Annotated in this window: 12 protein-coding genes; 4 read left to right on the plus strand and 8 right to left on the minus strand. The window is 73.4% G+C overall.

Features of this window, described 5'->3' with window-relative positions; translation table 11 throughout:
- The 4 genes from ABWI04_RS38705 to ABWI04_RS38720 all read right to left on the minus strand — a co-directional run.
- Positions 1-456: FAD-dependent monooxygenase (locus ABWI04_RS38705; RefSeq protein WP_353835491.1), on the minus strand; the 456-nt coding region annotated here is incomplete at its 3' end.
- Positions 457-561: 105 nt separating this feature from the next.
- Complete coding sequence (locus tag ABWI04_RS38710; RefSeq protein WP_353835492.1) at positions 562-2163, minus strand: long-chain-fatty-acid--CoA ligase; 1602 nt, start codon at positions 2161-2163, stop codon at positions 562-564.
- Between the two features lie 76 nt (positions 2164-2239).
- Complete coding sequence (locus ABWI04_RS38715; RefSeq protein ID WP_353835493.1) at positions 2240-3103, minus strand: hypothetical protein; 864 nt, start codon at positions 3101-3103, stop codon at positions 2240-2242.
- A gap of 49 nt (positions 3104-3152) precedes the next feature.
- Positions 3153-4307, minus strand: coding sequence for a cytochrome P450 (locus tag ABWI04_RS38720; RefSeq protein ID WP_353835494.1), 1155 nt, complete (start codon positions 4305-4307; stop codon positions 3153-3155).
- Positions 4308-4385: 78 nt separating this feature from the next.
- Here ABWI04_RS38720 and ABWI04_RS38725 point away from each other — a divergent pair, with 78 nt between their 5' ends.
- A complete protein-coding gene (locus tag ABWI04_RS38725) occupies positions 4386-4928 on the plus strand; it encodes a hypothetical protein (protein ID WP_353835495.1) in 543 nt (180 codons plus the stop codon).
- Here ABWI04_RS38725 and murA read toward each other — a convergent pair.
- The 4 genes from murA to ABWI04_RS38745 all read right to left on the minus strand — a co-directional run bounded on the left by murA (position 4925) and on the right by ABWI04_RS38745 (position 8770).
- On the minus strand, positions 4925-6226 hold the full coding sequence (gene murA / locus ABWI04_RS38730) for a UDP-N-acetylglucosamine 1-carboxyvinyltransferase (protein ID WP_345179191.1): 1302 nt from the start codon (positions 6224-6226) through the stop codon (positions 4925-4927). The two genes, ABWI04_RS38725 and murA, sit on opposite strands and share 4 nt — an antisense overlap.
- 84 nt (positions 6227-6310) lie before the next feature.
- Positions 6311-6934, minus strand: a complete 624-nt coding sequence (locus ABWI04_RS38735; protein WP_353835496.1) for a LysE family translocator — start codon at positions 6932-6934, stop codon at positions 6311-6313.
- Between the two features lie 54 nt (positions 6935-6988).
- Complete coding sequence (locus ABWI04_RS38740) at positions 6989-8014, minus strand: M4 family metallopeptidase (RefSeq protein WP_353835497.1); 1026 nt, start codon at positions 8012-8014, stop codon at positions 6989-6991.
- Positions 8015-8176: 162 nt separating this feature from the next.
- Positions 8177-8770 (minus strand): TetR/AcrR family transcriptional regulator, encoded by a 594-nt coding sequence (locus ABWI04_RS38745; RefSeq protein ID WP_353835498.1) that lies wholly within the window; start codon positions 8768-8770, stop codon positions 8177-8179.
- Positions 8771-8833: 63 nt separating this feature from the next.
- Here ABWI04_RS38745 and ABWI04_RS38750 point away from each other — a divergent pair, with 63 nt between their 5' ends.
- The 3 genes from ABWI04_RS38750 to ABWI04_RS38760 all read left to right on the plus strand — a co-directional run bounded on the left by ABWI04_RS38750 (position 8834) and on the right by ABWI04_RS38760 (position 12077).
- The gene (locus ABWI04_RS38750; RefSeq protein WP_353835499.1) at positions 8834-10066 is read left to right on the plus strand and encodes an MFS transporter; all 1233 of its coding nucleotides are present in this window, start codon (positions 8834-8836) and stop codon (positions 10064-10066) included.
- 232 nt (positions 10067-10298) lie between these two features.
- Positions 10299-11555, plus strand: coding sequence for a cytochrome P450 (locus ABWI04_RS38755; protein WP_353835500.1), 1257 nt, complete (start codon positions 10299-10301; stop codon positions 11553-11555).
- Between the two features lie 15 nt (positions 11556-11570).
- A complete protein-coding gene (locus tag ABWI04_RS38760) occupies positions 11571-12077 on the plus strand; it encodes a tetratricopeptide repeat protein (protein ID WP_353835502.1) in 507 nt (168 codons plus the stop codon).
- Positions 12078-12590 lie beyond the last annotated feature (513 nt).

Genomic DNA, 12590 nt, shown 5'->3' on the forward strand with positions numbered 1-12590 from the left:
CCGCGTCGCGCCGTCGGCGGTCCGCGCGTCGACGTCCACGCCCGCCGCGTCCTGGCGGAGCCCGACGGCCTCGGCGCCGTGCACGATCTCCGCGCCGGCGGCCACGGCCCGCTCCTTCAGGACGCGCTCGGTCTCGTACTGCGGCGTGACGAGGACGTAGGGGAAGCGGCCCGGCAGCCGGGACATGTCGAGGTCGGTGGAGCCGAGCAGCCGCAGCCGCCCGGCGCGCGTCCCCGTCGCGACCAACTCGTCGGCGACGCCGCGCACGTCCAGCATCTCCAGGGTGCGGGCGTGCACGGCGAACGCCCGCGTCAGACCGGTCGTCTCCTCGGCGCGGCACTCCAGCACCGTGCAGCCGATCCCGGCCGCGGCCAGGTCTCCCGCCAGCAGAAGCCCCGTGGGGCCCGCCCCCACGATCAGCACGTTCCCGGTCGAACCGTCGGTGGGCGGCATCATGCTCCCCTCTCGCTCGCACCCGGCGGCCCGGATGCCCGGCGCACAGGACACTTCCCGCGAACCGCCGCGCCTCACATGGCGGCAGCCCTTGCGGCGGCGGGGTTCTCAGCCCTGGACGCGGCGGTCGCGCCCCGCCCACTCCCGCTCGCGGAGCTGGAACTTCTGGATCTTCCCGGTGGACGTCTTGGGCAGCTCGGCGACGAACTCCACCGTGTCCGGCGCCTTGTAGCGGGCGAGGCTCCCCCGGACGTGCTCGACGAGTTCGGCCTCGGTGGCGGTGCGCCCGTCGCGCAGGACCACGAACGCCTTGGGGCGCTCTCCCCACCTGTCGTCCGGGACCGCGACGACGGCGACCTCCAGCACGGCCGGATGCGAGTCGATCGCCCGCTCGACCTCGACCGTGGAGATGTTCTCCCCGCCGGAGACGATGATGTCCTTGGACCGGTCGCGCAGTTCGACGTAGCCGTCGGGGTGCCGGACGCCGAGGTCGCCGGAGTGGAACCAGCCGCCGCGGAACGCGTGCGCGGTGGCCCGCTCGTCCCGGTGGTAGCCCTTCATGACGTTGTTGCCGCGCATGACGATCTCGCCGAGCGTCGTCCCGTCGGCCGGGACGTCGTTCATGTCGTCGTCGACGACGCGCAGCCCGTCGGTCTGGATCATGCCGACGCCCTGCCTGGCCAGCAGCCGGGCCCGGTCCCCGGCGGCCAGCTCCGCCCAGCCGGGCTGCGGCTCGCACACCGAGTAGGGCCCGTAGGTCTCGGTCAACCCGTACACGTGCACGATGTCGGCCCCGAGCCCCTCCATCTGCCCGATGATCGTCGGGCTGGGCGGCGCGCCCGCCGTCGTGACGGTCAGCGGCCGCTCCAGCGGGTGCGCCTGCGCCGCGTTCGCGATCGTCACGAGGACGGTCGGGGCGCCGTTGAGATGGGTGACGCCCTCGGTGTCGATGAGCCGCCAGATCTCCGCGGCGACGACGGCGCGCAGGCACACCTGCGTCCCGCCGATCGCGGCGAGCGCCCACGGCGTGCACCAGCCGTTGCAGTGGAACATCGGCAGCGTCCACAGGTAGACGCTCTCGGGCGTGTGCCGCGAGTGCACGACCTCGCCGAGCGCGTTGAGGTAGGCGCCGCGGTGCGTGTAGACGACGCCCTTGGGCCGTCCCGTGGTACCGGACGTGTAGTTGATCGAGATGGCGGCGTTCTCGTCCCGGACGGCCCAGGGCAGCGGATCGTCCGAGCCGCGCGCCGTCAGCTCCTCGTAGCCGATGCCGCCGACCGCCGGGTCGGGGTCGGCGCCGGCCGCGGGGATGGTGACCGTCAGGGGCAGGCCGCCCGCGAGCGGCGCCACCGACGGATGCAGCCCCGCGTCCACGACCAGCGCCTTCGCCCCGGAATGGTCGAGGATGTAGCGGATCTCGTCCGGCGCGAGCCGCGTGTTGATCGCGACGAGCACGGCCCCGGCGAGCGGCGCGGCGAAGTGCGCGACGAGGAGCTCGGGGATGTTGGGCGCCAGGTAGGCGACCCGGTCCCCGGGCCCGACCCCCGAGGCGCGCAGCGCGTTCGCCAGCCGGGTCGTCTCGGCGGCGAACTCCGCGTAGGTGGCGCGCCGGCCCCCGTGGGCGTAGGCGGTCTTGCCGGGGAACACCTGCGCCGACCGTTCGAGGAACGCGAGCGGGGTGAGCGCCGTGTGACCCGGGCCGTTGTCCATCGGAAGCCTCCGGTGCCGTCGGATTGGCCTGCGCCTCCAGGATCCCACGCGCACCCGTCCCGCACCCGGACGGCGGCTAGCGCTCGGCGTTGCGGGTCAGGACGGAGACCGCCCTGACGGTGGCGTACCCGCGCCACTCCAGTTCGGCGGCGGGCGAGTAGGACGCGAAGTCGACGCGCCATCCGCCGTCGTCCTCCTGCATGCCGTCGAGCCGTCGAAGCTCGGCGGCCACGACGTCCGGCTTGAACAGGGACCGGGCGGGGCGTCCCGGGAAGGGCGCGAAGTCGAGCGGGCGCAGCGTCTCGTCCTCAAGGCCGCCCTCCACGTGGACGAGGCCGTCGTCCGGGATGTGCTCGCCGAGCAGGGCGACGGCCTCGGTGTCCTCGACGGCGTCGGCCAGCCACATGGCGAACTCCGCCTCCAGGGCGTGCAACGTGTCCTTGGCGCGGACGGTGTCGAGGCAGTAGCGGGTGGCGCGGTCGAGCCAGGGGTGCTCTGCCACCGCCGAGTCGTGGACGGCGACGCGCTGCGCCATGGCCGCGACCACGGAGGTGATCTGCAAGGAGGAGGTCCCGGGGTCCGCCTCCACCCAGAACGGCGCACACCCCGCGGGATCGGGGATGTGCAGAGCGAACGGCAGGCCGCCGTCGGGCAGCGTCACGGATTCCAGCCAGTCGCAGAGCGCGGCCGCCTCCGGCGCCGTCACCGGCGCGAGCTCCTCGAAGACCTCGAACGCGTGCAGCGCGGGGCCCGGCTGGCTCGTCCGCGACCGCAGGTCCGGCTCGAGGCCGTGGCCGTATCCGCCGTCGGGGTTCCGGTAGGTGTTGAGCGCGGCGAGCAGCGCGTCCCGGTCGCCCTCCCCGGTCAGCAGGTCGAAGCGGCGGCGGTCCAGGGGACGCGCGTGCATGGCCATGAAGTCGGACGCCTTGGTCAGATCCATGCCTCAAGCCTGGCCGCCGCAGGCTCGCCCGTCTTGTAGGTTTCGGCCATCACCAGGTAAGGAACAGCTCCTTGGGCGAGCGGTGGATCAGGCTCGGCAGCATCTCCACCGGCTCCTCCACACGCAGGCCCGGCAGCCGGGCGGTCAGCTCCTCCAGCGTGACGCGGACCTGCTCGCGGGCCAGCTGCGAGCCCGGGCAGGCATGGACTCCGTGCCCGAACGCCAGGTGCCGCGCCGGCTCGCGGGCGATGTCGAACTCGTCGGGGCGGTCGTGGGCCCCGGCGTCGCGTCCGGCGGCCGCGAACGCGACGAAGACCTCGGCGCCCGCGGGCAGGTCGGTGCCCGCCACCCGCACCGGCCGGGTCGTGACCCGGCGGAACCCCTGGATGGCGGTGTCGTAGCGCGCGGCCTCCTCGACGGCCGCGGGGATCAGCTCGGGCCGGGCGCACAGCAGCTCCCACTGCTCCCGGTTCCGCAGCAGGTGCAGCACCGCCGTCCCGATGAGCGCCGTCGTCGTCAGGTGCCCGGCCAGCAGGATGTTCTGCAGGTTGGAGACGAGCGTGCCGTGCGGCTCGATCGCGCGCACCATCTCGCCGCACAGGTCGTCGCCCGGCTCCCGGCCCTTCACGTGCGCGTCCAGCACCCGCTTCATGTCCGCGACCCGTTCGGCGGCGGCGACCTGCTCGTCCGTGCTCATCGGCCGGAAGATCAGGTCCTCCGCCCGGTAGCTGCCCTCGATGAGAGCCGGCACCTCGTCCGGGTCGATGCCGAGCATGTGCCCGATCACCTCGCCCGGCAGGACGCGCGCGTACCGTCCCATCAGTTCGACGCGGCGGTCGCCGGCGAAGGAGGCGACCAGTTCCCGGGCCCGGCGGGTGATGAACGGGAGCGCCGCGGCGACGCGCTTCGGCGACAGGCCGCGCGTCAGCGGCTCGCGCACCCGCCGGTGGTCGTCGCCGTCCGCCGTGAGCACGACGGGGCGGCCCTGCGGCAGCGACCGCAGCACGGCGACCGCCTCGGGCCCCGGCACCACGTCCGGCCGCAGCGCGTTCGCCGAGGAGAACGTCTCTGGGTCGCGCAGTACCGCGCGCGCGTCGGCGTGCCGGGCGACGAGCCAGGCGTCCAGCTCGGGCACGAAGGTCAGCCCCTCGGTCTCGCGAGCCCGGGCGTAGAACGGGTACGGATCGGTCCGGTCGAACTCCACGGCGCCCCCTCCAGCGTCTGATCACCACCGTAGGAAAAGGAAATGCGGCGCGGGAAGGCCCCGGCCTAGCCTGGCCGGATGGACGTGAGTTTCGAGCGGACGGGTGAACGCCGGTACGCCACCGTCGTCAGGCTCCCCGGCCGGCACCCGCGCCGGATGGATCCCGCCCCCGGCTACGACGACCAGATCCCGCACGACCTCGTCCACTACCTGGTCGAGGCGGAGCTGGACCTCACGTCCGGCGTGTTCGGACGCGCCGCGGCGGGCGGCGGCGAGGGCTTCAACGAGACGGTCGAGGCGTCCGGTGACGCGCGGCGGCGGGCCAGGGAGCAGCGGCGGCTGAAGAAGCGGGAGGCCTTCCTCAACCGGTCCGACCCCGGCGACATGGGAAGGTCGGAGCACCTGGCGGGCCTGTGCGACCTCGCCTGGCGCCGCCGCGCCGGCGCCCGGACCCCCGCGTGGGCCGAGCGCCGGCCGATCCCGCTCGAGGACAGGCCCGCGGTCGACCGCGTGCTGGCTCGGCTGGACGAGCTGTCGCCGCTCTGGCGCGACCTGCCCGTCGGCGGGTCGCTCACCTTCACCTGGCCCCAGACGACCCCGTCCACCGGCCTTCCGTCCTAGCCCGCCCGCAGCGACAGGCCCAGCGTCTTGAACTGCTCGACCGGACGGTGGTAGCCGCGCTCGATGTGGTGCACGCCGCGGAGCGTGGACGGCCCCTCCGCGACCGCCGCCGCCAGGACCGCTGAGAACCCGGCCCGGATGTCGGGCATGGTCACGTCGCCGCCGCGGAGCTTGGTCACCCCGCGCACCACCGCCGAGTGCAGCGCCGCCGTGTCGTGGTACCGGCAGGCGGGGCCGCCCAGGCACGTGTCGTAGACCTCGATCTCCGCGCCCATGCTCTGCAGCGCCGGGACGTAGGCGAGCCGGTTCTCGTACACGGTCTCGTGCAGCACCGACATGCCGTCGGCCTGGGTGAACAGCACCATCAGCGGCGTCTGCCAGTCCGTCGCGAACCCGGGGTGGGTGTCGGTCTGCACCGCCGCGGGACGCAGGCCGCCGGGAGCCGACGCCATGATCCATTCGTCGGTGATCTCGAACTCGGCGCCCATCCTGGTCAGCGTCGTGATGGCGGTGACGAGCCGGTCCTGCTGGCACCCGTGCACCCGCACCTCGCCCCCCGTCACCAGGCCCGCGACCAGGTAGGAGAACGCCTCGATCCGGTCGCCGCCCAGCCGCGTCTGCGCGCCGCTCAGCCGCTCGACGCCCTCCACGACGATGCGCCGGTCGGGGGCGAAGGAGATCCGCGCGCCCATCCGCTGCAGGAACAGCGCCAGCTCGGTGATCTCCGGCTCGGTCGCCGCGTTGCGGATGACGGTCTTGCCCTCGGCCCGCACCGCCGCCAGCAGCACCGTCTCGGTGGCGCCGACGCTCGGGTACGGCAGTTCGATGCGCGTCCCGACGAGGCGCGTGGCGTGCGCGTGGATCCCGTCGGAGGCGTGCGACACCTCGGCCCCGAACGCCCGCAGCGCCTCCACGTGGAAGTCGACCGGCCGCCGCCCGATGGGGTCGCCCCCGACCAGCGGCACGAACGCCTCTCCGGCCAGGTGCAGCAGCGGGCCCAGCATCAGGATCGGGATACGGTTCAGCCCGGTGAACGCCTTGCCGACGCTCGGGTCCGACACCGGCCCCGGCACGACGGTCACGTCGCCGCCGGACCTCTCCACGGTCATCCCGACGTGCTCCAGCATCCCCGCGGTGATGCCGACCTCGCCGACGTCCGGCGCGTTGCCGATCGTGCTCGGCCCGTCCCCGAGCATCGCGGCGACCATGTGCTTGCTGACCGCGTTCTTCGCCCCGCGCACGGTGACGTCCCCGCGAAGCGGCCCCGACGGCTCGATGTGCCACACCTTCTCAGTCACCCGAGCAGCCTACGGCGTCCAGGGCGGCCGCCCACCGATTTCGTCGCAACCCCGGCGGTCCGCCGGGTGACGCGGATCACCGGGTCAGGGCCGGTCGACCAGCAGGTCGGCGGCGAAGCCGAGGAAGGCCGCCCCGCTGAGCCGCTCCAACCGCCGCCGCAGCGACGGGCGCCGCAGCCGCTCCCCCAGCGCCGCGGCCGCGCCCGACACGAGCCAGAACCAGACCGCCAGCTCGGCCACGTCGATCGCGGTGAACAGGACCGTCATGCCGAACACCGGCGCCCCGTCCGGCATGAACTGCGGGACGAGGCTCATGTAGAAGACGCCCGCCTTGGGGTTCAGCAGGTTGGTCCCGATCCCTGCGCGGAAGGCCGCACGCCGTCCTGCGGCCACGACGGGCTCCGGAGCCTCGTCCTCGCCCCTCCGCCTGACACCCCAGAGCGCCCTCGCTCCGAGCCAGACCAGGTAGGCGGCGCCGCAGACCCGCACCGCGGTGTAGGCGACATGCGAGGCGGTCAGCAAAGCGGTCAATCCGGCCGCGGTCGCGAGCCCCCACACCGCGCAGCCGGTCATGATGCCGAGCGCCGCGGCCAGCCCGCAGCCGCGTCCATGCGCGGCGGAGGTCCGCAGCACCAGGAACGTGTCGAGCCCCGGCACCACGTTGACGATCACCGCTGCGACGGCGAAGGCGAGTGCGGCCGTGATCATGAGCGAATGCTACGACGCCCCTGACGGCCGCACCACGCCCCCGGACTCACGGGGTCACAGGATGCCCCGCGCGGCGAACGCCTCCCGCGCGGACCGCGCGGCCGCCGCGCCGTAGAGGCGCTGGGCCGCCGCGACGGTCGCCTCGGCGGCGGCCTTGAACGAGGTGTCCGGCGCGAACGCGAACTGCGCCTCGACGATCAGCGTGCTCGCCTTGGTGTCGCCGAGCGACCGGCGGATGTCCCAGAGGGCGCGCGACCAGATCTCACCGTCGGCGTGGACCTCACCGCGAACGTCCTCGGGGTAGTGCTTCGTCCCGTCCAGCCTCCGCAGGCAGTGCGTGGGCCCGGACGTGTAGGAGACCGAGTCCCAGTCGGCGACGCACGGCTCCGGGGTTCTGGTCGGTGTGCCGGTCGCCCAGCTGGTGACCGCCACCGCCAGGTAGTCGCCGAACGCCTCCCCGATCGCGCCCGACTCCAGGTTCGTGCCGAACCCGGTGACCTGGCCGTCCTGCACGGAGTGGCCGTACTCGTGGACGATCACCTCGGCGTCCTCGGCGTCGTCCACCCCGCCCTTGCCGAGCGTGATGTTCGCCTTGTCGGGGCGGAAGAAGGAGTTGTCGCCGCCGTACTGGTTGATCCGCATCTCGATCTGCCGCTGGTTCACCGGGCGCAGACCGGACCCGAACCCGAGGTGCTGCAGGTAGCGCTGCGCGGTCGTCACCCAGTAATAGCCCATCACCTGCTCGAACTGGTCGGAGTCGCGGTGGTAGGCGGGCAGCGCGCCGCCGTCGATCCGGGCGGCGCTGCCGGTCTCGCTCTTGACGCGCACGTACCGGCCGGTGAGCGAGCCGGACCCGTCGAGGTCGGTGAGGGTCACCTGCCGGTAGGCGGGCGCGAGGGCGGCGTAGTCGGCGTCCTTCGCGTCGGTGAGGGACTGGTCGCCGAGCTGCTGGACGGGGTTGGGGGAGAAGGCGGTCCCGGTGGCGGTCGCACCGAAGTCCGCGGCGGACGCCGCCGGCAGCGCGGCCACGAGGGGAAACGCGGCCACGGCCGCCAGGGCGAAACGTCGTGTGTTACGCATGGGCGGACGGTACGGCCAGGCCCCGCAGGGGGACAGGTCCAATCCGCGTCGGGTCCAAGTCTGTCTGGCATCGCCCGTTGGCGGTCCCGAACACTGGCGACGTTTGTGCTGGTGCCCGCACCGAGGGCGGGAGTAGCACGGCGTTCCAGGCACGACGGCGGGTCAGGACGTCGAGGCGGCGCTCTCCGTCCAGGAGTCGGCGAGCGCGCACAGCTCCTCGAGCGCCGCCTCCACGCGCTCCCGGTCGCCGGTGGTGAGGAAGTCGGTCTGCAGGCCGGAGTAGGCACCGTTGAGGAACGTCGCCTTGACGCGGGCGGGACCAGGGGCGAGGCCGCGGGCGGCCAGAGCCCCGGCGACGAAATCGGCGCGTTCCGCCAGGAACGCCGGAACCCTGTCGCCGAGCCGGCCGGCCGCCGCGAGCCCTTCGATCTCGAGCACGAGCCGGGTCCGCGCGATGTTCTCCGGGGCCAGGTGGCGGTCCCAGGAGTCACGGACGATGGCGCCGATTCCGCGCGCGGTGTCGTCCCAGCCCTCGGTCGCGTGGAGCTGCTCGTGCTGGACCTCGTCCAGGCGCTTCAGCAGGCCGGCGAGGAGCGCGTCCTTGTCGGCGAAGTGGTGGGTCAGGACGCGCGTGCTCTGCCCGAGCGCCTGGGCGATCGGACGCATCGACAGGCCGGACATCCCGTGCTCGGCGAGGTGGTCGAGCACCGCGTCGAGGATCTCGGTGCGCCGGTGGGGGTCGCGCGGCCTCGGCACTGGCGGGTTCCCTTCCGTGGTCGGGCGTCCAGCCTATAGGGTAACGACTGTTACCTTAACTGCATGCCCCTCATCCGACGCCCCGGCGGCCGGCTCCCGATCGCCGCGCTCGCGCTGACCGCCTTCGCCCTCCAGACCGACGACTTCGTGATCGTCGGCGTGCTGTCGTCCATCGCGCACGGCCTGTCGGTCGGCGAGGCCTCGGCCGGGCAGCTCGTGACCGTCTTCTCCGTCATCTGCGCGGTGATCGCGCCGGTGGCGGCCGTGGCCACGGCGTCCTGGTCGCGGCGGCGCCTGCTGACCGGCGGAATGCTGGTGTTCTGCGCCGCCAACCTCGCCGTCCCGCTCGCCGCGTCGTATCCGGCGCTGATGGCGCTGCGGGTGCTGGCCGCGCTCGCCGCCGCGGTCGTCCTGCCCGCCGTCTTCGCGGTCACCGCCGCTCTCTCCGCACCGGAACGCCGGGGCCGCGACCTGGCCACCGTCATGGCCGGGCTGACCGGCGCGATCGTCGCCGGCGTCCCGCTCGGAACGTGGGTCGGCGCGGCGCTCGGCTGGCGGGCCACGTTCGTGACGGGCGGGCTCCTCGGCCTCGCCGCCCTGGCCTTCCTGCGCGCCGCCGTGCCGGAGACGGCACCGCCGCCCGCTGCGGGCCTGGGCGAACGACTGCGGCCCCTGGCCCGCCCAGCGATCCTGTACGTGCTGCTCGCCGCCGTCGCCGCGGTGCTCGGCAACCTGATGCTCCAGACGTACCTGGCGCCGTTCCTGGACGACGTCGCGGGCGTGACCCCGTCCGGCCTCGGCGGTCTCCTGGTGCTCACCGGCGTCGCGGGCATCGCGGGCGGTCGTCTCAGCGGCGCCCTGGTCGACCGCTTCGGCCCGGTGAGGACGTTCGCCATCGCCGTCGCCGCCTTCACCGCGGCGATGGCGGGACTGGCGCTGGCCTGGTCGCTGCGCCCGGCGCACCTGGCATTCGTCCTCGTCCCGCTCCTGGTGTGGTCGGCGGCGGCCTGGGCGGTGCCCCCGCCCGTCCAGACGCGCCTTCTGGCGCTGGCCGGTGCGAAGACCGGCCCGCAAGTGCTGGCGCTCAGCAGCAGCGCCGTCTACGCGGGCGCCTCGCTCGGCGCGGGCCTCGGCGGCTGGCTGCTCGGCACTCGGGGGTCGGGCTCGCTGCCGCTCGCCGCGGCGGCCTGCTCGCTGGGAGCGTTGGGCCTTTTCGGACTGGCTCAGCGCGGCGCATCCGAACCCGTCCCGGACGGCGGGCTCGGCGCCGCCGAGGGCCGCAGGGCGAACGTCTGACCTGCGGGGCGGCCGCGCCGGTGCGAGGGTGTGGGTTGGCACCGGCGCGACCAAGATCCCGACCGCGGTCGAGTGGTCCAATTCTGCCGCATCCCAGGTTGCACAGGGGTTGCGCCGCCACCAGGTGTCGCCGACGCCACAGGAACCTCGCCGCGGGGTTGACGGGCCTGCGCATGTCGCGGAGTTTCGAGGCGGACAGGCGACCATCTCAGCGACAACCGCGAGGAGCCACGTGACGTCGACCGATCACCCGCGCTACCCGTTCCCGTGCCAGGACGTCCCGGTCGACGGTCGTCGCCCCGACGATCCGATGGGGCTGTCCCCTCTCTACGAGGGGCTCGCGCCCGTCACGCGGGTCTGCCTTCCGGAGGGGCACGAGGCGTTCCTGGTCACGGGGCACAGGGAGTGCGTGCGCGTTCTGCGCGAGCAGGACACGTTCCGCCGCGCGGGCGCCGACGCGATCCCGCCTTACCCGCCCACCTCCCCGACGATGCTGGCACGGGACGGTCGGGAGCATCGCGTGCACCGGGACCTGGTCGGCAACGCCTTCGCACCCGCCCGGATCGACCGGTACCGGCCGATCGTCGACCGGCTCACCACCGGGCTGCTCGACTCGCTCGCCCGGGCGGGCGGCCCGGTCGAGGTCAACGAGCAACTCGCCCTCCCCCTCACTCTCGGCGTCATCGGCAGCGTGATGAATCTGCCGGACGACGACCTGCCGCTGTTCAGGAGGTGGGGCGACATGTTCCTGTCCACGGGCGAGGACCACGCCGCCGAGAACGAGCGCGCGGTGCTGGAGATGAGCGGCTACATGGCCGAGCGCCTCGGCGGACTCATGGCGGACGCGGAACCCGGCTCCGAGGAGGGCGGCCTCCTCTCCGTGATCGCCGCCAACGCCGTCCGCCGGCGGACGGCCCTGGAGGAGGCGGCGCTCCTGGCGGCGAGCGTCGTCATCGCGGGATGGGAGACCACGGCCGCCGCGATCGCGGGCTTCCTCTTCCGGCTGCTCACCACCCGGCAGGACGGTGGCGAGACCCTCTACCGCCTTCTCGCGGCCCATCCCGATCGCATCCCCGGCGCGGTCGAGGAACTGCTGCGCACCACCCCCGGCACCGCGTTCGAATCCGCGCAGCCGCGTCGGGCCGTGCGCGAAGTGGAACTCGGAGGGGTCCGGCTGCGCGAGGGCGACCTGGTGATTCCGGCGACCGACCGCGCCAACCGCGATCCGGCCGTGTTCGAAGACCCCGAGCGCATCGACCTTGGGCGCGCCCGGAACCCCCACCTCGCCTTCGGAGCCGGCCCCCACGTGTGCCTGGGCGCGCCGCTGGCCCGCCTGGAGCTGACCACCGTCCTGCGCGAACTGACCCGCCGCTTCCCGGATGCCCGGCTGCATCACGCACCGCACGAGGTCGTCTGGAACACCGTCACGTTGATCCGCCATCCGGCGGAGCTCTGGCTCGACCTGGAGCCGCCGGAACGGGACGGGTGACCTATCCTGGCCATCATGATCGATCCAGCGCCCGATTGGGAACAGCGCATGGCCGGCCTCTGGGGCGCCTTCGACGACCACGAGCCCGCCGACTTCCTCCGGAAGGTCCAGGCCCTGACCGCCGAGCTTCCGCCCGGCGACGCCGTCGGCGAGTACGAGCTGGCGTCCGCGCACGACTCGACCGGCAACGAGGCGGAGGCCGCCGACCACTACCAGCGGGCCTTCGCCGCCGGCCTCCCCGAAGCGCGGCGCAGGCAGGCCGTGATCCAGTACGCCAGCACGCTCCGCAATCTCGGCCGGGCCGAGGAGAGCGTCGCCCTCCTGACCGCGGAGCGCGAGGCCGGCTCGGACGAGCTCGACGACGCCGTCACCGCGTTCCTCGCACTCGCGCTCACCGACGTCGGCCGCGAACGCGAGGCGGCGGGCCTGGCGTTGGGCGCCCTGTCCCGCCACCTCCCCCGCTACAACCGCTCCCTCTCCAACTACGCGAAGGCCCTGACCCAGGACGACCCCACCAGCTAGGCGTCGCATCCCGCAGTTCTGTCGACGCGGACGCCGGACGATTGGCCGCTCTAGGCGGTGCGCCCGCGATGGTGGCTGCAACCACGCAGAAAGCCAGGTCCGCGGCGCGTCGGTGTCGCTGGTCTAGAAGCTGACGTAGGCCCATCCCAGTGCGGTTTGCTGTCCTACCCCCAGACCACAGGACTGGCCCGGCCCAGGGCTAGCCAAACGGCACGGCATAACAACGCGACCCGTGCAGCGGAAGGCCCGTGCGACAGGACGTCGTTGGCAACTCGCTCCAGCGCCGCCGGGCCCGGACGGCGTGACAGCCGGCGAGCCGCCCGTACGCGCGGCCGTATCCTCGCGACTGCGGCATCGCGCGCACGCGCCCCCCGTCGATGACTGCACCGCCAAAAAGCTCCGAGTGTCATCATCTGCTGAAATGAGAAAGGCCCCGCCGGTAACGGCGGGGCCTTTCTACAATATGTGTCCGGCGGCGTCCTACTCTCCCACACGGTCTCCCATGCAGTACCA

This window comes from Actinomadura sp. NPDC000929 (assembly GCF_040492065.1).
Lineage (GTDB): Bacteria > Actinomycetota > Actinomycetes > Streptosporangiales > Streptosporangiaceae > Spirillospora > Spirillospora verrucosospora.

Excerpts from the sequence above, each read along its gene's own strand:
- ABWI04_RS38740 (WP_353835497.1), bottom strand. The coding sequence starts at position 8,014 with ATGCGTAACACACGACGTTTCGCCCTGGCGGCCGTGGCCGCGTTTCCC.
- ABWI04_RS38735 (WP_353835496.1), bottom strand. The coding sequence starts at position 6,934 with ATGATCACGGCCGCACTCGCCTTCGCCGTCGCAGCGGTGATCGTCAAC.
- ABWI04_RS38725 (WP_353835495.1), top strand. The coding sequence starts at position 4,386 with ATGGACGTGAGTTTCGAGCGGACGGGTGAACGCCGGTACGCCACCGTC.
- ABWI04_RS38715 (WP_353835493.1), bottom strand. The coding sequence starts at position 3,103 with ATGGATCTGACCAAGGCGTCCGACTTCATGGCCATGCACGCGCGTCCC.
- ABWI04_RS38750 (WP_353835499.1), top strand. The coding sequence starts at position 8,834 with ATGCCCCTCATCCGACGCCCCGGCGGCCGGCTCCCGATCGCCGCGCTC.
- ABWI04_RS38760 (WP_353835502.1), top strand. The coding sequence starts at position 11,571 with ATGATCGATCCAGCGCCCGATTGGGAACAGCGCATGGCCGGCCTCTGG.
- ABWI04_RS38710 (WP_353835492.1), bottom strand. The coding sequence starts at position 2,163 with ATGGACAACGGCCCGGGTCACACGGCGCTCACCCCGCTCGCGTTCCTC.